At 54.0% G+C, this 21,513-nt stretch carries 21 protein-coding genes and 1 pseudogene; 11 read left to right on the top strand and 11 right to left on the bottom strand.

From position 1 onward, the window contains the following. Nucleotides 1–30: 30 nt before the first annotated feature. Nucleotides 31–1,260 carry an IS701 family transposase gene (locus EGH24_RS12950; RefSeq protein ID WP_142980557.1) on the bottom strand — a complete coding sequence of 410 codons (1,230 nt, stop codon included), beginning with the start codon at nt 1,258–1,260 and terminating at the stop codon, nt 31–33. 108 nt (nt 1,261–1,368) lie between these two features. Beyond that, nucleotides 1,369–1,680, bottom strand: coding sequence for a glutamyl-tRNA reductase (locus EGH24_RS12945; protein WP_142980556.1), 312 nt, complete (start codon nt 1,678–1,680; stop codon nt 1,369–1,371). A gap of 145 nt (nt 1,681–1,825) precedes the next feature. On the opposite strand from EGH24_RS12945, the gene EGH24_RS12940 reads away from it, so the two are divergent. After that, complete coding sequence (locus EGH24_RS12940) at nt 1,826–2,017, top strand: DUF7333 family protein (RefSeq protein ID WP_142980555.1); 192 nt, start codon at nt 1,826–1,828, stop codon at nt 2,015–2,017. 662 nt (nt 2,018–2,679) lie between these two features. Here EGH24_RS12940 and EGH24_RS12935 read toward each other — a convergent pair. Continuing rightward, on the bottom strand, nt 2,680–2,859 hold the full coding sequence (locus tag EGH24_RS12935) for a hypothetical protein (RefSeq protein ID WP_142980554.1): 180 nt from the start codon (nt 2,857–2,859) through the stop codon (nt 2,680–2,682). A 116-nt stretch (nt 2,860–2,975) separates the two neighbouring features. Between EGH24_RS12935 and EGH24_RS12930 the strand changes: the two genes are divergently transcribed. From EGH24_RS12930 to EGH24_RS12920, 3 genes are read left to right on the top strand one after another with little or no spacing between them, the layout of a single operon-like run. Then, on the top strand, nt 2,976–4,412 hold the full coding sequence (locus EGH24_RS12930) for a cytochrome ubiquinol oxidase subunit I (RefSeq protein ID WP_142980553.1): 1,437 nt from the start codon (nt 2,976–2,978) through the stop codon (nt 4,410–4,412). Nucleotides 4,413–4,462: 50 nt separating this feature from the next. After that, nucleotides 4,463–5,464: a cytochrome d ubiquinol oxidase subunit II gene (gene cydB / locus EGH24_RS12925; RefSeq protein ID WP_142980552.1), complete on the top strand. Its 1,002-nt coding sequence runs from the start codon at nt 4,463–4,465 to the stop codon at nt 5,462–5,464. Between the two features lie 2 nt (nt 5,465–5,466). After that, a complete protein-coding gene (locus tag EGH24_RS12920; protein WP_246058001.1) occupies nt 5,467–5,844 on the top strand; it encodes a hypothetical protein in 378 nt (125 codons plus the stop codon). A 24-nt stretch (nt 5,845–5,868) separates the two neighbouring features. Here EGH24_RS12920 and EGH24_RS12915 read toward each other — a convergent pair whose 3' ends face one another. Next, the gene (locus EGH24_RS12915; RefSeq protein WP_142980551.1) at nt 5,869–6,111 is read right to left on the bottom strand and encodes a hypothetical protein; all 243 of its coding nucleotides are present in this window, start codon (nt 6,109–6,111) and stop codon (nt 5,869–5,871) included. A 161-nt stretch (nt 6,112–6,272) separates the two neighbouring features. On the opposite strand from EGH24_RS12915, the pseudogene EGH24_RS15655 reads away from it, so the two are divergent. Continuing rightward, nucleotides 6,273–6,754, top strand: a pseudogene (locus EGH24_RS15655) (zinc ribbon domain-containing protein); the annotation flags it as partial. A gap of 583 nt (nt 6,755–7,337) precedes the next feature. Here the strand turns inward: EGH24_RS15655 and EGH24_RS15425 are convergent. The 3 genes from EGH24_RS15425 to EGH24_RS12895 all read right to left on the bottom strand — a co-directional run bounded on the left by EGH24_RS15425 (nt 7,338) and on the right by EGH24_RS12895 (nt 9,284). Continuing rightward, on the bottom strand, nt 7,338–7,745 hold the full coding sequence (locus EGH24_RS15425) for a DUF421 domain-containing protein (RefSeq protein WP_185903330.1): 408 nt from the start codon (nt 7,743–7,745) through the stop codon (nt 7,338–7,340). Between the two features lie 63 nt (nt 7,746–7,808). Beyond that, nucleotides 7,809–8,810, bottom strand: a complete 1,002-nt coding sequence (locus tag EGH24_RS12900; protein WP_142980550.1) for a potassium channel family protein — start codon at nt 8,808–8,810, stop codon at nt 7,809–7,811. Nucleotides 8,811–9,053: 243 nt separating this feature from the next. Further along, nucleotides 9,054–9,284, bottom strand: coding sequence for a ribbon-helix-helix domain-containing protein (locus tag EGH24_RS12895; protein ID WP_142980548.1), 231 nt, complete (start codon nt 9,282–9,284; stop codon nt 9,054–9,056). Nucleotides 9,285–9,657: 373 nt separating this feature from the next. Between EGH24_RS12895 and EGH24_RS12890 the strand changes: the two genes are divergently transcribed. Continuing rightward, complete coding sequence (locus tag EGH24_RS12890; RefSeq protein ID WP_142980547.1) at nt 9,658–10,890, top strand: cation:proton antiporter; 1,233 nt, start codon at nt 9,658–9,660, stop codon at nt 10,888–10,890. A 257-nt stretch (nt 10,891–11,147) separates the two neighbouring features. Here the strand turns inward: EGH24_RS12890 and EGH24_RS12885 are convergent, their stop codons facing one another. Next, entirely contained in the window at nt 11,148–12,737 is a 1,590-nt protein-coding gene (locus tag EGH24_RS12885; protein WP_142980546.1) for a transposase, read from the bottom strand. A 353-nt stretch (nt 12,738–13,090) separates the two neighbouring features. Here EGH24_RS12885 and EGH24_RS12880 point away from each other — a divergent pair, with 353 nt between their 5' ends. Together EGH24_RS12880 and EGH24_RS12875 are read left to right on the top strand one after the other, a co-directional pair. Then, nucleotides 13,091–14,086, top strand: coding sequence for a sulfite exporter TauE/SafE family protein (locus EGH24_RS12880; protein WP_142980545.1), 996 nt, complete (start codon nt 13,091–13,093; stop codon nt 14,084–14,086). A gap of 170 nt (nt 14,087–14,256) precedes the next feature. Further along, nucleotides 14,257–14,613, top strand: coding sequence for an SHOCT domain-containing protein (locus tag EGH24_RS12875; RefSeq protein WP_142980544.1), 357 nt, complete (start codon nt 14,257–14,259; stop codon nt 14,611–14,613). 196 nt (nt 14,614–14,809) lie between these two features. Here EGH24_RS12875 and EGH24_RS12870 read toward each other — a convergent pair whose 3' ends face one another. Further along, the gene (locus tag EGH24_RS12870; RefSeq protein WP_142980543.1) at nt 14,810–16,825 is read right to left on the bottom strand and encodes a copper-translocating P-type ATPase; all 2,016 of its coding nucleotides are present in this window, start codon (nt 16,823–16,825) and stop codon (nt 14,810–14,812) included. On the opposite strand from EGH24_RS12870, the gene EGH24_RS12865 reads away from it, so the two are divergent. Further along, nucleotides 16,820–17,053: a hypothetical protein gene (locus EGH24_RS12865; protein ID WP_142980542.1), complete on the top strand. Its 234-nt coding sequence runs from the start codon at nt 16,820–16,822 to the stop codon at nt 17,051–17,053. The genes EGH24_RS12870 and EGH24_RS12865 overlap by 6 nt on opposite strands. 248 nt (nt 17,054–17,301) lie before the next feature. On the opposite strand, the gene EGH24_RS12860 is transcribed toward EGH24_RS12865, so the two are convergent. After that, nucleotides 17,302–17,751 (bottom strand): universal stress protein, encoded by a 450-nt coding sequence (locus EGH24_RS12860; RefSeq protein ID WP_142980541.1) that lies wholly within the window; start codon nt 17,749–17,751, stop codon nt 17,302–17,304. Between the two features lie 346 nt (nt 17,752–18,097). After that, entirely contained in the window at nt 18,098–18,295 is a 198-nt protein-coding gene (locus EGH24_RS12855; RefSeq protein ID WP_142980540.1) for a heavy-metal-associated domain-containing protein, read from the bottom strand. Nucleotides 18,296–18,429: 134 nt separating this feature from the next. Between EGH24_RS12855 and EGH24_RS12850 the strand changes: the two genes are divergently transcribed. Further along, the gene (locus EGH24_RS12850) at nt 18,430–19,020 is read left to right on the top strand and encodes an AsnC family transcriptional regulator (protein WP_142980539.1); all 591 of its coding nucleotides are present in this window, start codon (nt 18,430–18,432) and stop codon (nt 19,018–19,020) included. 94 nt (nt 19,021–19,114) lie between these two features. After that, nucleotides 19,115–21,513: heavy metal translocating P-type ATPase (locus EGH24_RS12845; RefSeq protein ID WP_142980538.1), on the top strand; the 2,399-nt coding region annotated here is incomplete at its 3' end.

Below are 21,513 nucleotides of genomic sequence, written 5' to 3'. Positions count from 1 at the left end.
GTCTCGTAATCATACCATACAACTCACTACTCAGCTTTGCACGTTAGCGTCGGCGGTTGAGTGAACGAAGAGGTGGTCGATCTCTTCCATGAGGTCATCAACGCCACGATCATCGTTGTCTCGAACCCACGAGAGGAGATTGTACACGGTTTCTTTCAGGGAGTGTTCGAGGTTCGCTCGAAGCGATGACGCTTTCGAGCGAACCGTCCCCAAGGCGCTCGACTCAGGATCAAGACGAACGAGACTGTAGGCAGCCATCAGAAGGTGCCAGTGCCGACTGGCACCTTCATCGGTCTGCATCTCGCAGTCTCCTAGGCCGAGATCCTGCTTCGAGTCCTCGAAGAACGTCTCGATGCGCCATCGCATTCCGTAGGAGCGAATCACGTGCTCGGTCGGGGCGTCGATTTTGTTCGTAGCGAGGTACTTGACCGGGGTCTCTTCGTCTTCGTCTTCGTCGGTCTCTTTCTCGGCGATGACCAGCTTCACGTCTCCCAGCTGGGAGACGGGAAGCTTCTTCGTCCAGATGTGGTAGGTGTCGTCATCGACATCGCGCTCAACCGTGTCGATGCGCTCTGCAAGCGCATCGACGCGGATCTCTTCGCCACCATAGGTCACCTGTCGATTGCTCCGGAGCGGGCCGATCCAGTCCTTGTCGTAGGATTCGATGTGTTCGGGAAGGTCGGAATCGTGAGCGAACCACGAGTCGAAGAAGTAGGTGTCCGCAGGCACACCTACCTCTTCTTCGAGTTCGGTAACGATCTCTCGGGCTAGATCGTATTGGGTATCGTGGTCATCGTCCTCGTCGTCTTGCTGTTCGTAGAGGCGGAAAGTGAGCGGATAGGCGGTTTTGTCGTCAGCGTAGAACGCGTAGATGAGGTCTTGGCCCCAGACAGTGTCGCCTTCAGCGTGATCGTAGAATCGGCCGACGCCGGGGACTTCGTCCCCGGTTTTCTCGGTGATGGTGTCGTCGAGGATGATGTAGCCATCCTGTGACCAGCGCGTTTCACCGTGTTTCTGAAGCTCTTCGAGGCGTTCGTGGTTGAACTCCTGTTCGTCCCAGTCGTACTGGGTGAGGAACTTGTTGAGAGCGCGTTTCCCCTGAGCTGGAAGGACTTCGCGTGCGATACCCGCCACGGTCTTGTTGCTGGCCGCAACAAGACCGGCGGCGTAGGTTTTCGCGTGATGACGTTGTGCTGGTGACAGCGACTCGAACTCGTCGAACACGCGCGTACACGACAAGAATTTCGTAATCGGCATCATCCGTCCTTGCCACCGCCTACGTCACGCTCCTACTTCAACGTGCAAAGCTGAGTCACTACCTAACGCCGAGAACAGGCAAAGGACCAACTCGTGTTCCTCGAAAACGGCTCATTGATCCGGACTGAAGAGGTCGACCGCTGTCCGAATTGTTTTCGTGTCGTACCGCGAGGGATTCTCTAAGATTGACTCGGGTGACGAGAGTACTTCATCGAGGATAGCTGTCGCCATCTTATTAACAACTCGCCGTTGCTCCGGCATCAGCGTTCCATGAACCCTAAGTCGGCTGAATGCATACTGGAGTTCCTGCTGTATAATCTGTTCACCGTACGCCCGAATTGCGTGACGAACAGCCGTTGGATCAACTGCACTCTCCGTGGCTGGCGTGGGTCGCTGAGTGTCATTGTCGATATATTGTTCCATAGTATGTGGTGAATCGTTACAACAGAGATGCTCTGTATGTTGTGATTTGCCAACGAGGATTTTTGACAGGACAAACAGTAGGGTTCATTACAAAAGCGACGTTTCCATTCCAAACGTATTAACGTCCAGACATTCAACAGTTAGCATGGAATTCAACCTTCCTATCACGGGCGGATTTCTGGTTGCAATTATCGTCTTTGGTGTCGGTGGCTTAGCGGCGAGTGGCGTCATGGCCGTCCAAACGGTACTCATGATGGTCTTACCGTCGATGGCAATCTTCGCCGCAGTCGCGTTCTGGCTCGGGATGAAACACGGCGAGTACCGTGCCCTCCAGTAAGGTCATATTCAAACACATTCTGCGGTATACCGTGATCCTCACGCTGTTTCACTGCATTTAGTAAGAATCAAATTGAAATCCGGAAGTACAAGGATTTTAAAAAGACTTCAGTACCACTGAGAATCTGATATACAAACTTACTCTACTTCTAAAAACACCAAAATCTGAAGGTGGTTAAGAAACCAGAGTGGAAGAAGAGCGCCGACCCCCACAGCAAGTAGGAGACTATTCAACATATCCACACAATCTGTCCGAGAACGGTTCCAATAATCAAGACGCTGTTATATACAATAGCATTCATTGCTACATCGCCTTTCGTTTCGGGACGGGGCCACTCGATGAGACTAAGTTCGATAGCCGATATTCGACCGGAAGTTACTGCAATGAAGAGTCCGACCAGGCCACACAAGAACGATACGAGTACAGTCGGTGGTCAGTTGCATATGACCATTCCGGTTGCGAAAACTTGACACGTTCTGGCTTGATTTCGCTCACTCTCCTCGCTATTATTGAAATCCTTCATCTACAACAAATAATATGAACCGATGGAATAATACATAAGCACTTGTCTGACTCCCCATCAAAACGAATGAAAACAATCGACATCCATCACAATGTCACTATTTGTGGGATACCGTTAAAATCGGTGGCCGCCGTTCTGTTCACCCGATCTCGTCCCAGCGACGGACGAGTGCGATCCCAAAGGCAAACACAATACCCCCCACACCGAGTTGTCGACCAAACGTGCCGAAATCGCCGTTTCGGAGCGCAATCACCCCCCTAATCGCCATAATAACCGTCACCAGACAGACGAGCATGAGGACAGCGCGACGGGTATCCATATCGTGTCGTTACCGTTCGACTGTATAAACGATTCGCCGGTTCCCAGCGTCTCGGACACACAGAAATCCTTAATCCAGAGAGTCCAATAATTTCAATTACTACCCAGCGATTACTCATGGTCGATCCATTTCTCGCCAGCCGGCTCCAGTTCGCCCTCACCACGATGGTTCACATCATCTTCCCGGTGATGAGCATGGGGTTAGCCCCATTCCTCATCTACTTTACGTGGAAGGATATTCGGACTGGAAAACCGGTGTACGAACAGTTGCGTCGATTCTGGACCAAGATTTTCGCTATCTCCTTTGTTGTTGGCACCGTCACAGGGATTGTTCTCGAATTCGAGTTCGGAACAAACTTCGCAGCGTTTGCGACCGCTGCTGGCGAGCTGTTCGGCGGCCCGTTAGCCGTTGAGGGAATGATGGCATTCATGCTGGAAGCAACGTTCCTCGGTATCTTCGTATTCGGTCGCAAACGTGTCGGTGACAAACTCTATTTCCTGTCGAGTGTTGCCGTTGGCCTCGGCACGTGGCTCTCGGCGGTCTGGATCCTCATTGCCAACTCGTGGATGCAGACGCCGCGGGGGTTCAGGACCGTGACCGAAGATGGCCAGATGATCATCAAACTCGTTGACCCGATTGCGGCCTATTTTAACCCTCGGTTCGGTTATATGTTCGTCCACATGCAGAACGCGGCTGTTGAGTCGGTTGCGCTCTTTATGGCCGGGATCGCTGCCTACTACGTTTTTAAACACCACGTCCGTAACATAGAGATCGACAACGTAAATTTCTGGGAGACGACGCTGAAGATCGCACTGATTGCGCTGTTGATTACGGCACCGTTCCAAGTCTATCAGGGCGACATGTACGCCCGACAGGTCGCCGAAACCCAACCACAGAAATTTGCGGCGATGGAGGCCGTCTGGGAAACTGACTCATACGTGCCCGAGTATATGATAGCCTTCCCGACCAGTCTCGATTCGATCACTGATCCTCGGGCAAAGGAGTTGTTCGGCCTCGGGATACCCGGCGGTGCGTCGTGGCTAGCCAGCGGGGGAGATCCGAACGCTGAAATACGCGGGCTGAACTCCTTTGAGGCCCAGTCACCGCCGGTGGCAATCGTCTTCTGGGCCTTCCGCGCAATGGTTGGGATGGGCTTTTGGTTCATCCTACTGTCGTTCTGGGGTGGGTACCGATGGTACAAGGGCCAGCTCTTTGACGACGGTCTGCTACATAAGGCGTTGATGGGGTCGTCACTACTGGGTATCATCGCCGTTGAACTCGGCTGGGTTGTCACTGAGGTCGGCAGACAGCCGTGGATCATCCAGGGCGTGATGAAGACCAGCGAAGGTGTCTCCCCCGGGCTGACTGGTACCGAGGCGACGATAACGCTGATCAGCTTCCTCGTAGTCTATCTTACGTTGCTCGGACTATACACGTACGTCATCGCCCGGGTTATCCGCAATGGCCCACCACGGGGCGAACAGCTCCGTGAGCGACCTGACCGTACGCCGATGCCCGAGAGCCCCACCATGGAGGTCGCAGATAATGACTGACATGCTGACAATGAGTGACACCGACAGTGGACTGCCGGGAGGTGTCGACGATGATTAGCGTTGAGTCACTCAGTGCCGGGCCGCTGTTCGGCCTCCCGCTACCGGAGATCTGGTTCGGACTCATATTCGCGCTGCTGGCCACGTTCCTGTTTCTCGACGGGTTCGACTTCGGGGCTGGAGCGATATTCGGTCTGCTTGACACCGATCATGAGCGCGAGACCGTTCTCGCCGCCATCGGTCCGTTTTGGGACGGTAACGAGGTCTGGCTCGTGGTCTTCGGCGGCGCGCTTTTCGCGGCGTTCCCGGAGGCCTACGCGACGCTTTTCAGCCGGCATTACTTGCTAATGTTTGGCATATTGGGTGCGCTCATCCTACGCGGGCTGGCTCCAGAAATGTACGAACAGCGTCACGACAAGCGCTGGCAGCAGGCATGGAGTATCGCCTTCGTCGTTGGTAGCGTCCTTGCGCCATTCCTCCTCGGTGTCTTCGCTGGCAACTGGCTCGTCGGCAACGAAGGTTCCATGTCGCTGGTCGGTGTCATTGTTGGCCTCACGCTGACACTGCTAACAGTCGTCTCCGGTGCAGCGTTCCTCCAGCTTAAAGCTCCGACCGATCTTCCAGATCGAGTGTCGACGTACGGCCAGTACGCAATCAGCGGCTACCTGCTTGCAGTGGTGGCAACGCTGGTGATCCTCGCCGTGCAACTCCCCAGTGGACTGTCGACGCTGCTGCATCCGGCTATCATCGCGCTGGTGGTCACCTCAATCGGTCTCACAGCGGGATATGTCGTCGCCATGCAGCGCGGTGAGAGCCTACTGGCACTCGGGACTGCGGCCGTCCTCACCTACGGGCTAGTGACCGTCGTGGCGATTATCATGTATCCCGCCATTGACCCGGCAACCGGTGCGACGATCAGCGAGACCATCGTCTCGACGCTCCCGCTGAACCTGATGTCGATGGCGGCTGCGCTGTTGTTGCCGCTGGTGGCGTCATACTTCGTTGTTCTCTACTCGGTATTCAGTGGTCCGATTACCCATGAGGAGGCTTACTGACTGTGATTGACACCGATGCTGCCGTCGACGAAGATCCTACCGTCTCATCCGACGAGTCGACAGTGACTAAAGACAGTGACACCAAAGCTGTTGCTAACGAAGAGAGGACTTGTGGTGCAAGTGAAACCGAAATACGTGAGGACGACAATAACGACGAGCAATCCAACGATGCGGATCGAACGTGGCTATTGTCGCGCATCCTGTTGACATGGGGAGAGCTCACCGTCGTTGTGTTCGCTGGCGCAATCCTCGGGGGAATGGTTTCTGGACCTCCAAAGTTGATCATTTCTCTGGGGGCTGCGCTCGCCTCAGTTGGCGTACTCCTATATAATGTTGATCAGCTAATACAGAAGCGACTATCCGATATCAAAACGGAATAAGAAGCCGATCCAAGCAAGGGGTTGTTACTTTATGTCTGAACTCTGCGGCGACGGATTATCGATCAATCCATGTTCCCGGAGCCCGATACCGAAGAGGACGGCTGCGTTCGGCAGGAACAGCAGCGCACCAAGTGCTGCCACCGTGTCTTCGGTCTGGACGCCATAGGTGACAGCAAGTCCGGCGATAACGAAACCCGAGACACCGAGGAAATACATCCGATACTCAAAAGCCCTCGCCAACAACCCTTGGAGTAATGTTGCTGCCATAGTTGATTATCGGGGCGAGTCCACATATAAAACATGGTCTACTCCATCACGAGGACCGCACTGTGTCACTTCTTGTCTTATCGCTCATCTATATACAAACCAGTTGCTGATATTTTCAGCTATTACCGGGATGGAGCAGCTATCAGATTTATTTATATTATGAGTCGCTTGACTACGAAAAGTACATGAACCGACGCCTGCATTCGTGAGCTTTTGCTCGTCTACAGGGCCGTATCAAAGACAAGGCGAAAGACGCCGGTATTCCAGTTTGACATGTCCACCCGAAGTACACCTCGAAGACGTGCTACTCGTGTAAGCACATCGGGTATCAACCTCGGCAAGTTGAGTTCAAGTGCAAGAATCCAGAGTGCCACGTATCGGCGTTCCTAGCAGATATTAACGCGAGTGCAAAGATTGCACATCACGTAGACCCGTGGGGAGAGAGCCTGCCGGTGAAACAGGAAGCGATGACTCGCCACAGGACGGGAGCCGTAGTGAAACGGCCACGACTCACCGTGAGACGAACGAGACGTCCTCGCAGATGGCCCTCACAGCGTTTCGAGAGTCAGAACCCACTGCCAGCGTTCACGAGACAAAGTCTCGTGAGCCAACCAGAACCTCTGGTTCTTGTGATGATGACTGACCGGCATTCCCACCGTGTGTGGGAAGCTCCACCGTTACCGCGGGGAGGATATCACTGTTGCCCCTGTTGACTTTAGCTGACCACTCGACCGCATCCGTTGTCGTCAAAAGGCTCACCGAATCGGCCCACGAGTTCGCATCTTCTTATCATACAAGGTATAAAGATGACCTTCAATCCCTCATGGGTTCGCCTGGAACAATCTACAATTCTTTATACATTGTATAAAGATGATCTTCAATCCCTCGTGGGTTCGTCCGTTAACAGCTTTGGTATCTTGTGGTATATAATTTACTCACTCATTCAATCTCTCACGAGAGTCTATTCAAAGAGCTTCGTTGCCGCCTCCGGCCAACCCTCATCAAGTTCATCTAACGAGGCTGTAATTATTGGAATACGACAGTTTGTGAACCGACAGAAACCGGAACCGGCTCCGCGTCGGCTCTGATTCGAATGGCATTGTCAACTTGTTGTGTGTAGATGTAGTCATCAAATATAGTGGTCTTACGACCACCGCTTACCCGTTCCATCACTGCAGGTGATCGTTCAACACAGTATGTAACACCACTTTGTGGAATTGCATCTGCTAATGAGCCGGGGACACCGAATCAACGTCGACAGTATCATCAGCGTCGACCTGCTCCATCGAGCCGAGGTTCTGTTTCCGGACGGCAGCCCAGAGTTCGTCTTCGGTCACGCGTTGGGAACGCATCTTCTCCCGGAGGAACTCCCCTTGAAAGTAGAGGAGTGCAGGTGGATTCGTGATGAACCGTTGAACACCGAGAAATCGTGTTTGGACCCACGCGACGATGAATTGAAGCCCAATAAGCAGGGCGAAGGCAACGACGGCCTCGGCGAGCGCCACATTGCTCGCAGTAAGCGCGCGACCGAACGCAGAGCCAATCGCAACTGTGATGATAAAATCGAAGACGTTCATCGATGCTAGTGTCCGACTGCCGGAGATCCGCAGGAACACGACAATCGAGATGTACATCGAGATGCCGACAACGAGAATTCGGACCAGTGGTGTCCATCCCGAGAAAAAACGAGACGTCGCTCATTGGTTGTCCACTGGCGGCCAGTGCCATTCGTCAGCAGTTACCATTCCGAGGAGTTTGCGCCGACGGTCGAGTAGGTCGTCGACGGCATCGTCGAACTCCGCGTCCGACACCGTCGGGACATCGGCCTCATGGAGCCGGTCGAGATCCGGCGGTGGTGGTGTCTCGTCGGCGGGGTGGATGAACGCACCACTGAGCGTCTCCAGATAGCTGTCTGCACTTGAACGTGCATTTGTGATGAGCGCATGGGTAGGACGGTCGGCTTCGGGGACACCATGTCGGAGGATCGTCGTCGCTTCATCGAAGATTGCAACCGCCATCGCTGAGGAAGTTTTGGCCTGCTCGCTGTGGTAATAGTGGAGAATGGGATACGACTTGTGTTGTTCAGCAAGGAGATCAAGATCTGACGAGAGCGTGTTGATCGGGAGATCGAGGCCGCGAAAATCCCCGTCATCCCACCCATTGCGAACGAACGTCTCGCTTCGGTCTCCGAGACCGGTGACACTCCCGGCAAAGGAGCGCTTTTGAGAGACCGCACTGAGCACGTTCAGTACGTAGGAGACCGCAAGCGTCACAAAGAGCATCCCACTGGCGGTTGTGAGAGCAGTAGCGATCTGCCAGACGCCGTTGGCGGGCGTGAAATCACCGTTGCCCATGGTGAACATCGTGTATGCGACGAAGTAGATCCGGCCAGTCCAACTGGCTGGTCCTGGATCACGCGTGTCAATGAGCGAGGGGTCGCCACCAGCGAAAATAAACGTCCATCCCGCCCAAATGAAGCCGACCCACATGACCAACGTCAGCGTGAGAATGAGCGGCCCAGAGAGACTCAACATCCGTGAGCGCTGGCTTCCAATGCTTCGGAGCTTCTGCCAGACCCATGACGTCAGTCGGGATGACAACGGTCCTGCACCGCCGTCGACCCACAACGTCGTCCAGAGGAGGTCGATCACGGTGACGCCGAGAATGACAATGCCGATAATGAGATACAACGGGTTCATCGGATCCTCCGTTGGTCGGGAGTGGTTCGGTACGGTATCGGTTCGGTCGACTGTGAGTGAAGATAGTTCCAAATCATAGCGAGGGCTCTTGGAGTTTGTCTCGGTGCCGATGTTCGAAAGCCGCACTCAACATCCGCATCGGCGCAGCAATTCGCATCTGGACAACGTCATCTAGTTACTTTGGCTTAGTCGCCCTCGTTCTGAATGTACGCCGAGAGGCTGTTTTTATACTGATTGTATATTTTACTCCTGTTCCGATTTTACATCTTCGAGTGAATCTGAGTCGACCCGATCAATCTGTTGTTGATTGACGTGAATACTGCCATTGTATCCAGGTGGATTCTCTGAATACAGAACGTGCCGTAATGCATCACGCATCAGCTCACTCTTGTTTAAATAATAATTATTCTCGGAGAGATATTCCTCAATGTCGTCTTCCATTCCATCTGGAAGTTCGAGTTCAAACGTTTCCATCTCCTCTCTCTTCGACAGCACTCACAAAAAATCATGGCAGGAATCAAATGTTCAATTCATACACCGTATATTTCAGTCGTAGATTTCATCATTGATCCTGATGTGAGTGATGTTTTTCCCCTCACAGTAGTACAGTGAGATGTGAGTAGTTCACCGGGATCAAACCCGCCCCAAAATATGAGATGCAATATTTGCAGCACCTAATTTCAACTCTATTTAATATGAGTCAGACACACAATTCCAGGGAATAACTCATCTGAGATCCAATCTATCGATCCCAGCGGTAAACTTCTCACCGACAGCGACATACTGGAGTCGACAATCGGTTGGCCAGTACGATTACAACGATCTGGAAGCAGTTACAGAGACGCTAATGGCCGACATTGCGACAATCGTCCTCCAGGTCGTTTCCATTTTTATTCTCGGATTCGGCGTCCGGTTGGTCGCCGTCCACAGCGAGAACATCGTCTATCCGGTTGCACTGGTCCTGATCGGCGTCACCGTCGCGTTCACACCGTTCGAGTTGGGTATCTCGCTCTCCCGCGACTTCATCATGATCGGCTTCTTGCCTATTCTCTTGTTTCAGGGGGCCGCCGAACTTGAACTGGGTCAGGTACGCGACCTGCCGCTGGCTCCGCTTGCGATGGTTTTCGTTGGCCTCCCACTGACAGCAGGGATTATCGGACTCGCCGGGTCCTGGCTGTTTGATATCCCACTGCTTATCGCGCTTCTCTTCGGAGCAATCATCGCGCCGACGGATCCGGCAGCCGTGCTTGCTGTGTTTCAGCAGCTGGAGGCACCAGCGGACTTAGAGACGATCATCAAAAGCGAGAGCGTATTCAACGACACTGTCTCGATTGTCCTGTTTACCGTGCTGTTGGACCTAGTCCTAACCCAACAAGAAACGGGTAATGCGGTGACGCAAGTAACCGGCGTCGACACCGTCGTCCGTCTACTCGTAGAGATGCTGATCGTTGGTGGCGGGGGGCTGCTCGTTGGGGCGGTCGTTGGATTCGGCGTCTACGGAGTTACGCGAGTAATTACCGATCGAATGGCAACACTCCTCCTGACCGTCATCGCTGCTTACGGGAGCTACATTGTTGCATCACAATTTCTCGGTATCAGTGGTGTCCTCGCTGCGGTGACAGCCGGGCTCGTTATTGGACATACGGGTAAATGGGATACACGACCGTCAGAGACAGTCTTGTTTATGAAAGGCGTGTGGCAGACAGCGGTTTTTCTCATCAATACGCTCATCTATATTCTTATTGGTGAACTGATTACACCGGGAACGGTTTTTGAATATGTATGGCTCATTGTTGGTGCGGCAGTTCTCGTACTCGTCGCGCGTATTCTTGTAGTCTATCCCACGATGGGAGGGATAAATCAATTAATTGCGGACCCACTTCCCATCCAGTACCAACATGTGATCGTGTGGGGTAGCCTTCATACTGTAATCCCAGTGGCGTTGGCTCTCAGTCTTCCTGAGGGAATGCCCTTCTATGAAGAAATTCGAACGATGGTTTTTGGAGTTGCTGTCCTCAGTGTCGGTGTTCAGGGGCTGCTGATGCCTGCTGTTCTGAAATTGACTGGTATTTCTAACTAATTATTAAATTACTATTTTGGTGATGAAACGAAGGCACACATCAATTTCATCCTCCGAAGTTGTGTTCTCCCACAATTTCGGAGGATGGGGTAGAACTGGCCTGTTCTCGCTATTTTTCAGTAATCACAGCTGATCGAGTAGCCGACAGACGAACCATCGTGGGTTTCTATTCGATACGCTCCAGAAATTAATCGGTATTTGGCCTCGAATCGGAATGTTGCCACTCAAGAAACGCGAGCCATTGGAGAGATACCCGTTTAATCAGGCGGTATCAGTTCTCCACATACCAACTCTACGCACTCTCCTGCTGTCAGGACCGGCGCATAGTCCATCTCACCGTCGACACCGGCTTTCAACAGGAAGTCAGTGAGCCGCCAGATATTGTACAATAGCACGGCGAACACGAAGTAGAATAGCCGAACCCGATAGTCCTTCGAGGACGTCTTCGCCAAGAAGTCGTTCTTGATGCTTTTGTACTCATTTTCGATCTGCCACCGGTGACTATACCGGCGACAGAGAGCTTCGGCTTCATCTGGACTGACCCTGAGATTAGTTGCAAATACTACCGTTCCTTCGCCTTTCGTCGACGGAACGTATAGGAACCGCATCGGATGCGATCCCGTCTCGACGTGAACGGAGGCCGACTCAACAGCGACCTCTTGATCATCCGCTTCCAAGTGATCGAGTACGTCCTGTTCAGAACTGGTGATCCGTTTCGGGATGAGGTAATTTATTCCGAGATTCGAGAGTGTCTGGTAGACTCGCATAGAATCGAACTCCCGGTCGCACAGTACTGTCTCGATAGGCACATGCTCTTTAGCACGCTGGACGAGTCGACGGACAATTCGATGGACCTGATTAGATGGGTTCTCGTCCCATGCTGAGCTCTCCCGCACAGGTTCGACAGCCAAGACGAGTGGAATATTCTGCCCGACAATCGATAGCGTGGCGAATTTGAACGCTCGGTTCTCCTGATCAAGCCCACTTACCATCGGCATCCCGTCGACATCGCCATAGTACGGAACAGTCGTAATATCGATCGCGGCTGTCACCGGTCGACGGAACGACCCTTCGGATTCGATCACCGAGAGCAGTCGATCTGTTGCTACCTCGAATCCATCAATCAGCACCTCTGGCTTGAACTGTTTGACTGTCCTGAGGTGCGTATCGCCGTGTGGACCGCTATCCGGCCCGTGTCGGTACTGAAATCTGGTTGCCCCCTGTGGCGTCCCGCAGCCGACCATCCCCATGAACGTCTGCAACTCGAAGAACTGCGTGTCCTCATACGTAGCATTCGTAGCACGACCGGAATCGAACCCGCCAAAGCCGTGGTCACGAGCAAGTCGGGTCGTTCGATAGATTTGCTCGTCAGTAAACTCTCGACCAGCTGCCTCGTCGTCCTCGATGGAATGGTTCTCTTCGTTGACAACCTCTGACTTCGGCCGAACAACTGGAGCTGAGATATCACGGTCGTGGACCTCCTTGACGACGAAGTGAGCTGCAATCTTCACGAACTCACGGACCCTGTCATCGAACCGCTTTCGCCACGTTCGGGATAGTACTGACTCGTCCGGGATGGCATCTAACCCGAACGCTTCTGCGAGTTCTGGATACTGTGCGAGTGTCCGGTAGCTTTGGCCTGTAATTTCTCGGTAGAGAAACAAACGGAGTACGCCATCGAATGAATATGGGGCGGGGTGCCAATCTGGATACCCATCTTCTAGCGTATCAAACGAGCTTTCTAAAGAGGCTAGTGCGTGAGTAAGTGCTGTTCCATCGCGGATCTTCTCGCGTAGATCGATTCCAACACTATACGCATCGGTGAGACGACGCGACCGACTCGTCATACCGTGATATCGCCATGTTCAACTAATGTAGTTCGCGTCGACAGTAGCGAATCGGATGGAAATTCACAATTGAATAGTGATTAGTAGTTGATTTTGATATGTTATGATAGCATTTCTCATCTGTAGGGTGGGTCCCCGTCCAAAAAACAGGGCGGACTGAATAAATAAGGTCAACATACCGAGAAATATAGGAACATATTATGAATGTTATTCCGACCTTCGTGATTAGTGTTATCTCACCTACCACAGTTAGGGTGTTACTCTACTGTCCAGTATGAAGCCGGAATGCTATCTTTACTTCATAAATATAAACAAGCAAAACAACTGTGCTGTCTGCAGCCGTGGGAGGAGCTATGGGTCTCTTCGAATTGAGCATTCCTCTCATCGTTCTGTTTGTTATGTTCGGTCTGACAGTCGGAATTCTGTTTGGTTTTTTCGGGATGGGCGGAAGCTTCTTTGTCACCCCTTCGCTTCTCGTTCTCGGACATTCCGCACCGACTGCAGTCGGAACTGGACTCGCGTTCGTATTTTGGACATCACTGACAGCGACCGTGACACATCGTGACCTTGACCACATCGACTATCGGATCGGTCTCCTGTTGATTGCAGGGATGACAACTGGTATCGAAATTGGAAGACGAGTGCTCCTTTTACTGGTAGATATTGGACTTGCAGATATCGTAGTGAGTGTGTTGTATGTTGTCCTTCTCGCGGCCGTTGGTGTGTTCGTCATCCAAGACGGTCGACAACCCGCGATCGAGAATGAGAGCACTGTTGTGAACCAGTCAACGGTCACATCCTATCTCGAACAAGTATCCATCCCGCCGATGCTGTCGTTCGATACTGGTGTTAAGATCTCTGTATGGATCATACTCTTGATCGCAGTGGTAATTGGAAGCCTCTCGGGATTCCTTGGTGTCGGTGGCGGGTTCTTGATGGTGCCTGCACTCATGTATGGCCTGACGATGCCAGGAGCTGTCGCCGTCGGAACAGATATTTTTCAGATCACAATTTCCAGTGCGTATGGGTCATTCGTATACGGGCAACGGGGATCGATTCACTTCGCGATGTTACTTCCCCTGCTCGTCGGTAGCACGGTCGGAACCCGCATCGGTGCTAGACTCACAGATCATCTCGACGACGCTGAACTCAAAACAGCCTTCGGCGTCATGTTACTCATCGGGAGTATTTCGGTGGCAAGTAAAACTGTGAGTCACACGTATGACATTGAACTGCTACATAATCTCAGTTTGATGCTTCTTTTAGGAGGAGCGCTAGTGATGAGCGTGATAATCGTTATCCTCGGGTTTGAAAATATACGCGAAGAGCAGTTGCTCGCAAAACAATAGCGTTCATGTACACCTTTTTGAACGGCGATAATCTACTCGTTGGCGACCCCTGCTTATTTATTGAGCAGTTCTCACTGAACAGTTACCCAAGATCACCATACACACGTCCACTGATTCCACCTTCCAATTGGCAAGTAGAACTATACTCTCCCAGCAGAAAATAGAACCTCATGACTTCAACTGATACGCTTCTCAAACTCCTGCTCATTGCTGTCATCGCAGTTGTCGTCCTTCCTCTCGTCATGATGCTAGTCATGATGCCTGCAATGGGAATGTGGGGTGGCGGATATATGTGGAATGGCGGCATGGTCGACGGCACAGGAGCGACTTGGATGTGGGGTCTTATGTGGCTCGTTCCACTGATAATTGTTGTCGGGCTCGGTTATCTCCTCTATAGAGTGCTCCGTGGCTCCGACCAAGGTGAGTCGGATCCAGCTCTCGGGGAGTTACGCGCCGCCTACGCTCGCGGCGATCTGAGCGACGACGAATACGAGCGACGGCGAGAACGACTCGAAAACGAACCGTAGTACGCGGACCATACTAGCGACAGTAGATACAGAGGTGAACAGTCCTGTTGTCGTATCGAGGACGCCGATATTGCGCGTGGTGATACTGACGATTTTGAAGCAGAACTTTGCTAAGAAAACGTGGGCTCTTTTGTCAAAATCCCAATTAATTTAGATAGTCGTTTAGTGGAATTGTAGTTGATTCAATACGACCGCATCAGTCTGCAACTTGAGCGTCAGTGGGTGATGACACTCCTGGAAGCTCGGGAATCGATAGATCCACTCGCCGGAGCAGTTGGGCGTTGATGGCGACGATGACCGTACTCAGCGACATTAGCAGTGCGCCAACAGCAGGCGACAGCAGAATTCCTATCGGAGCCAATACGCCCGCTGCAAGTGGGAGCGCGAAGACGTTGTATCCGGCTGCCCAGACGATATTCTCCTGCATCTTCCGGTAGCTCGCCTTGCTGAGCTTGACGAGCCGAACCACGTCCATTGGGTTGTTCTGCACGAGGATGACATCGGCCGACTGGACCGCAACGTCGGTTCCGCTTCCAATAGCGATTCCGACGTCGGCTCGTGTCAGCGCTGGTGCGTCGTTCACCCCATCGCCGACCATCCCTACGAGCTTGTCCTGATTTTGGAGTTCCTGTACCTTCTCGTCTTTATCTTCGGGGAGAACTTCCGCGAACACTGTATCGATGCCCAGTTCATCGGCGACAGCGTTTGCGACGTCCTCGGAGTCGCCAGTCAGCATCGCCACCTCAATTCCGAGATCGTGGAGGGCGTCGACGACGCGGTAACTCTCATTGCGAATTACGTCAGCCATCGCGAAGGCGGCAATCAGCTCTCTTTCGCGAACAAGATACACTACTGTATGGGCATTCTGGCCGGCTTCGTCAGCAAATCGCTGGAGATGGGCGGGGACCTCACTGTCGAGTTGGGTCAGCAGGTTCGGCCCGCCGACGTACACCTCGTTCCCGTTGACGTTCGCTCGGACGCCCCTGCCTTTGATCGCCTCGAAGTCTGCCGCATCAGGAGCAGTGAGATCTCGCTCTTCAGCTGCTTCGCGGATGGCCCGTGCAATCATGTGCTCTGAGTCGCTCTCGACGGCCGCTGCCAACGCGAGCGCGTTGTCTCCGGTGACGCCGTCGACGGTTGCCATGTCGACGACGCCGTGCTCCCCTTCGGTGAGTGTCCCTGTCTTATCGAAGATGATCGCATCCAAGTTCCGTGCCTCTTCCATAGCGATCCGGTCACGGATGAGCATCCCGTTGCGAGCCGCGAGTGACGTGTTGATCGCGACGACCAGTGGAATCGCGAGCCCGAGTGCGTGCGGGCAGGCGATGACGAGAACGGTGACGACGCGCTCGATGACTGTGGCATTGAACGATACCGCAACCGTCCACGCAATCGCGGTTAGACCAGCAACTGCGACAGCAAGGTAGAATAGCCAGCCAGCTGCGCGATCGGCCAGCACCTGCGTCTGAGACTTGCTCTGCTGGGCTTCGTCGACTAGCCGCATTATCCCAGCAAGTGTCGTCTCTTCACCAGTTGCACCAATCCGAATCCGAAGACTTCCGTCACCGTTGATTGTCCCGCCAATAACCTTGTCTTCCGGCTCTTTCGAGACCGGTTTCGACTCGCCGGTAATCATCGACTCATTGACGTCCGAATCGCCCTTCTCAACGACGCCGTCAGCAGGAACGCTTGCGCCCGGTCGAACGAGGACAAGGTCCCCTTCGGAGAGTTCACTGACAGGGACTTCTTCAGTATCACCTTCGTCGACGATGCGTTCGGCAGTGTCGGGCATCAGTTTCGCCAGTTCGTCGAGTGCGCTTGAGGCCCGCCGCACCGACCGCATTTCGATCCAGTGGCCCAGCAACATGATGTCGATCAGCGTCACGAGTTCCCAGAAGAACGCCGACTGTGCAGGAAAGATGACGGTGGCTAAGCTGTAGACGAACGCGACGCTGATCGCCATCGAGATGAGGGTCATCATCCCCGGCGACCGGTCTTTTAGCTCCGGCACCGCCATCTGGAGGAACGGAATCCCGCCGTATCCGAAGACAATCACTGCAAAGACAGGGTTGATCCACTCGCTGCCCGGGAACGCTGGGACAGAGAACCCGAGCCACTCCTGAAGTGTCTCACTGTAGAGGAGGACAGGAATAGAGAGAACCATCGAAACGAAGAATCGGCGGCGAAACATCTGTTCGTGTCCTTCATGCATTCCGCCGTGATCTCCGTGGTTGTCTCCTCCATTTCCGTGATCTATCCGGTGCTCGGAGTGTTCATTCAGTTCCCGTTCGACCCCGTCTGTATCTTCGGCTTCCCCCTCAAGCAGAGCCTGCTCAGTCCGAGAGTCTCCCTCATCGGAGCCAGCATTACGTTCTGGATGATGGTCGTGGTGGGTACCGTCATCGGGTGGTTGAACCGACGACTTCTCAGTGTCTTTTGAGTGATCGTGGTCATCCATTGATTGGCCTCTTAGGCAGTAGTTCGCCCTGGAGGGTGTTGGGTGTGTGGGCAGTTTAGATCCCGTTGAGCGGACTATCTTTAGCGGCTATATTGGAATACAAAACCGACAGTTTGCCATTACTCAGTATCTTGGGCGGCCCATACACGTTCGACGGATTCAACAGGACAGAGCAGTGTTCGTTTTGCTTGTCTCACACCTGACGATGGCCGCTAGCGATTGGTTGGTTGCTACTCGCTGACTTCGGTTTTCACGACGGTCGCTGGCCTGGTCGTCAATCGGAGGACGCGGTCAGTAACACTGCCGAGTAGAGCGCGATATTCGTCCGGTCGGCGTTTGGTACCGAGTACGAGCAAATCAATGTCGTGGGTATCGGCGTACGCAACGATGGTCTCGGCGGGTTGACCATGTTGCATTGCTGTCTCGATGTCGACGCCAGCTTCCGACGCTTGACTCCGGAGCNCNGANAGCGNNTCNTCGCCGNGNTCNTCGAGGCCGTGTTCGGGCCCCTCGGCTTCGTCGACGTACTCGTCACCGCTGTACGCGGTCACGACGTCCTCGTCGACGACGTAGAGCGCGTGGAGGGNCGCGTCGTGCNNNGCNGCNAGNTCGANNGCGTGCGCTTCAGCTCGATCAGACGCGACTGTGCCATCTGTCGAAAGCAGAATCCGGTCGTACATTCATTATAATTTCAAAGGCGGGTACAATAATACTAGGTAATTGGCTACTCCCAGTTACGCCGATAACGGATCGACAAGTACCGTTGCATTCCCGTCCAGTCTCCCCCGTCGCCATCTTTGATCCGAATCGTCAATCGATCGCGGTCTCCGTCGATATCCTTGTCGACCACGTAGACAGTCGTGTTCTCTGGGAGGTATGCAAGCGCTGTACTGATCAACCCCGATACGACAACGGGAATGCACGGTGATACACCCAGAGATTGTGCAGAGCCAACGACGGAAGATAGCGCGGTGACGGCGATATACGAATAATGGAGTGAGGCTAGCCTTCAGCCGTACGTGGTCGCTACGCAGAGGCGTCGTACCCGGCGTCTTCGACGACAGTCACGAGGTCATCCGATTCAGCAGCTCCTTCGACTGTCGCGGATTCGGCGTTCCGATCCGCAATCGCCGAAGTAACCCCGTCGACTTCTTCAAGTGCTTCCTCAACGGTTTGCTCACAGTGTTCACAGGTCATTCCTTCGACGGTGATGGTCTGACTCATACGCAGTCAAACATAGGGACGCATATTCTATGTGTTTTACTGCTTAGAATCCAAAGTTATTCCGGTCTCTGAACCGCGGTTTCAAAGGTATATTTTGAGCAAAAATAATGTATCCTGCGAAATAATGCTACTGTATGCGTAATCTAGACGAAACCGATCTGAAAATCCTCTCGTTGCTGGCCGAAAACGCTCGGCTTCCATTCAGTGCCATCGGCGAAGAAGTCGATTTATCAGGCCCGGCAGTTTCCGACCGTGTCACACGATTACAGGAAGCAGGAATTATTAACAACTTCACGATAGATGTCAATCGGGCCCATCTTAGGGCCGGTGTTCCGGTGTTCATTCAAGCCGAAATCGATCCGAGATCACTCGAGGAGGCCCGCACGCGAGTGCGTGAATCGGATGGAACTGAACACGTATTCACAACATCCGAGGGCGATCTCTGGTTCTATGCTCGTGTTGAAGCAGAGAACATCCGTCAGTGGGTGGACAACCTCTTTGATGATCTCGAGATGTCCGGGTATTCAGTCACATTGATCGACGAAACCGAGTGGACACCCTCGATCGACGGCGTCGAATTTGCCCTCACTTGTGTCGAATGTAACAATACCGTCGACAATGAGGGCGAGACGACGCGCATCGACGGCGAGATCTATCACTTCTGTTGTCCATCTTGTCTCTCGCGGTTCGAAGACCGCTATCAGCGGTTAGAAGAGGGGGCATAGTACGCTCTTTGGAATCTCAATTTTCAGGGGGCCAATAACCACCTTCTCGTAACAGTAAATCGCGTAAATATAGACCCCGTATAGTAATACGAGCATGACAAGCCAAACAATACATCTCGACATTACGGGAATGTCCTGTGCCAACTGCTCGGCGACGATCCAGGACACTCTCGAATCCCTTGAGGGGGTATCGGGGGCGGATGCAAACTTCGCCACCGACGAGGGATCCGTTACCTACGATCCCGAGACGGTATCGCTTCACGAAATCTACGACGCAATCGACGAGGCGGGCTACGGTGCAGTCTCGGAGACAGTGACGATTGCCATCTCCGATATGACGTGTGCCAACTGCGCCGAGACTAACGAAACTGCCCTCGAGAGTACACTCGGAGTCATTACCGCGGAGGTAAACTACGCGACTGACGAAGCGCAGGTGACCTACAATCCGGCAGAGGTGTCTCTCGATGCGCTGTACGATGCCATTGAGGACGCGGGCTACTCGCCTGTCCGCGAAGCGGATACCAACGAGAACTCGGGGCAAGACGCCCGTGATGCGGCCCGGCAGGCTGAGATACGAAAACAGCTCAGGCTGACTCTCTTTGGTGCAGTGTTGTCGGCACCACTGCTCTTCTTCCTCATCGAGAACTATCTCCTCGGAGGCGGGATCGTGCCTGAAACTGTCTTCGGCGTTGAAATCGGCTGGGTTGAGTTCCTCCTCGCCACTCCGGTGCAGGCGATCCTCGGCTGGCCCTTCTACAAGAACTCCTACAAGGCGATCGTGAAGAACGGCCGCGCCAACATGGACGTGCTTATCGCCATTGGGTCGACCACGGCGTATCTATACTCCGTCACAGTCCTTACTGGGCTCATCGCAGGAGGGGTCTACTTCGACACGGCAGCCCTCATCCTCGTGTTCATTACGCTCGGCAACTACCTCGAAGCTCGATCGAAGGGGCAAGCAGGCGAGGCCCTCCGGAAGCTTCTGGAAATGGAAGCCGAAACGGCGACCATTGTCCGTGAGGACGGCAGTGAAGAGGAGATTCCACTCGAAGAAGTCACAACGGGGGACCGGATGAAAGTCCGTCCCGGTGAGAAGATTCCGACCGATGGCGTCGTTGTCGATGGCCAGTCTGCAGTCGACGAGTCGATGGTCACCGGTGAGTCTGTCCCTGTGGAGAAAGCAGAGGGCGATGAGGTTGTCGGCTCGACGATCAACGAGAACGGAGTCCTTGTTGTGGAAGCAACGAACGTTGGAGAGGACACGGCTCTCCAGCAGATCGTTCAGACTGTCAAGGAGGCCCAATCACGCCAGCCCGACATACAGAACCTCGCGGACCGCATCTCCGCGTACTTCGTTCCCGCGGTCATCGCGAACGCCATCCTCTGGGGCGTTGTCTGGTTCCTGTTCCCCGAGACTCTCGCTGGCTTCGTCGACTGGCTTCCGGTGTGGGGCCAAGTCGCTGGCGGCCCTGCTCCGGCCGGTGGGGCCGTTTCGGTCTTCGAGTTCGCGATTATTGTCTTCGCGTCTTCGATCCTTATCGCCTGTCCCTGTGCGTTGGGGCTGGCGACGCCGGCGGCTACGATGGTCGGGACGACAATCGGCGCTCAGAACGGCGTCCTGTTCAAGGGCGGAGATGTCCTCGAACGTGCGAAGGACGTCGACACGGTCGTCTTCGACAAAACGGGCACGCTCACCGAGGGTGAAATGGAACTGACCGACGTGGTCGTCTTCGATAGCGATGGCAATGCGGTGACTGACGGTGGCAATCCGACACCGGATGGTGGACAGCTCAGCGTTCGTGAGCGTCTCTCCGAGGATGACGTGCTTCGGCTGGCGGCGATAGCCGAAAGCGGGAGCGAACACCCTCTTGCCCGGGCGATCGTCGATGGGGCTGAAGAACGCGGGCTAGACGTGACTGACCCCGACGGCTTCGAGAACGTCCCGGGTCATGGGATCAAAGCAGTCGTTGGTGACAGCGAGGTGCTGGTCGGTAACCGCAAGCTCCTCCGCGACAACGGCATCGATCCCTCGCCCGCCGAGGAGACGATGGAACGCCTCGAAAACGAGGGGAAGACGGCGATGCTTGTCGCCCGGGTGCCCGCTGGCACGACCGAGGGCGAACTGGTTGGCGTCGTGGCTGACGCCGACACAGTGAAAGAAAGCTCCAAGCAGGCCGTCACGGCCCTCCGAGAACGGGGCGTCGACGTGATGATGATTACGGGTGACAATGAACGAACGGCCCGTGCGGTCGCTACACAGGTCGGTATCGATCCGGAAAACGTCCGCGCAGGAGTCCTTCCCGAAGACAAATCCAACGCTGTCGACAGTATTCAGGACGGAGGTCGGCAAGCGATGATGGTCGGTGACGGTGTCAACGACGCGCCAGCGCTCGCAGTCGCACACGTCGGGACAGCTATTGGTTCCGGCACGGACGTCGCCATCGAGGCTGCGGATCTGACGCTGATGCGCGACGATCCGGTCGACGTCGCGCA

The organism is Halonotius terrestris (genome assembly GCF_006861665.1).
Lineage (GTDB): Archaea > Halobacteriota > Halobacteria > Halobacteriales > Haloferacaceae > Halonotius > Halonotius terrestris.
The sequence above is the reverse complement of the archived record's forward strand: the minus strand, read 5'-3'. Positions and strand labels throughout refer to the sequence as shown.

What these genes read in the sequence shown, in the direction of transcription:
- EGH24_RS12950 (WP_142980557.1), bottom strand. Translation starts at nt 1,260, where the DNA reads ATGATGCCGATTACGAAATTCTTGTCGTGTACGCGCGTGTTCGACGAG.
- EGH24_RS12945 (WP_142980556.1), bottom strand. Translation starts at nt 1,680, where the DNA reads ATGGAACAATATATCGACAATGACACTCAGCGACCCACGCCAGCCACG.
- EGH24_RS12940 (WP_142980555.1), top strand. Translation starts at nt 1,826, where the DNA reads ATGGAATTCAACCTTCCTATCACGGGCGGATTTCTGGTTGCAATTATC.
- EGH24_RS12935 (WP_142980554.1), bottom strand. Translation starts at nt 2,859, where the DNA reads ATGGATACCCGTCGCGCTGTCCTCATGCTCGTCTGTCTGGTGACGGTT.
- EGH24_RS12930 (WP_142980553.1), top strand. Translation starts at nt 2,976, where the DNA reads ATGGTCGATCCATTTCTCGCCAGCCGGCTCCAGTTCGCCCTCACCACG.
- cydB (WP_142980552.1), top strand. Translation starts at nt 4,463, where the DNA reads ATGATTAGCGTTGAGTCACTCAGTGCCGGGCCGCTGTTCGGCCTCCCG.
- EGH24_RS12915 (WP_142980551.1), bottom strand. Translation starts at nt 6,111, where the DNA reads ATGGCAGCAACATTACTCCAAGGGTTGTTGGCGAGGGCTTTTGAGTAT.
- EGH24_RS15425 (WP_185903330.1), bottom strand. Translation starts at nt 7,745, where the DNA reads ATGTACATCTCGATTGTCGTGTTCCTGCGGATCTCCGGCAGTCGGACA.
- EGH24_RS12900 (WP_142980550.1), bottom strand. Translation starts at nt 8,810, where the DNA reads ATGAACCCGTTGTATCTCATTATCGGCATTGTCATTCTCGGCGTCACC.
- EGH24_RS12895 (WP_142980548.1), bottom strand. Translation starts at nt 9,284, where the DNA reads ATGGAAACGTTTGAACTCGAACTTCCAGATGGAATGGAAGACGACATT.
- EGH24_RS12890 (WP_142980547.1), top strand. Translation starts at nt 9,658, where the DNA reads ATGGCCGACATTGCGACAATCGTCCTCCAGGTCGTTTCCATTTTTATT.
- EGH24_RS12885 (WP_142980546.1), bottom strand. Translation starts at nt 12,737, where the DNA reads ATGACGAGTCGGTCGCGTCGTCTCACCGATGCGTATAGTGTTGGAATC.
- EGH24_RS12880 (WP_142980545.1), top strand. Translation starts at nt 13,091, where the DNA reads ATGGGTCTCTTCGAATTGAGCATTCCTCTCATCGTTCTGTTTGTTATG.
- EGH24_RS12875 (WP_142980544.1), top strand. Translation starts at nt 14,257, where the DNA reads ATGACTTCAACTGATACGCTTCTCAAACTCCTGCTCATTGCTGTCATC.
- EGH24_RS12865 (WP_142980542.1), top strand. Translation starts at nt 16,820, where the DNA reads ATGCATTCCGCCGTGATCTCCGTGGTTGTCTCCTCCATTTCCGTGATC.
- EGH24_RS12870 (WP_142980543.1), bottom strand. Translation starts at nt 16,825, where the DNA reads ATGCATGAAGGACACGAACAGATGTTTCGCCGCCGATTCTTCGTTTCG.
- EGH24_RS12855 (WP_142980540.1), bottom strand. Translation starts at nt 18,295, where the DNA reads ATGAGTCAGACCATCACCGTCGAAGGAATGACCTGTGAACACTGTGAG.
- EGH24_RS12850 (WP_142980539.1), top strand. Translation starts at nt 18,430, where the DNA reads ATGCGTAATCTAGACGAAACCGATCTGAAAATCCTCTCGTTGCTGGCC.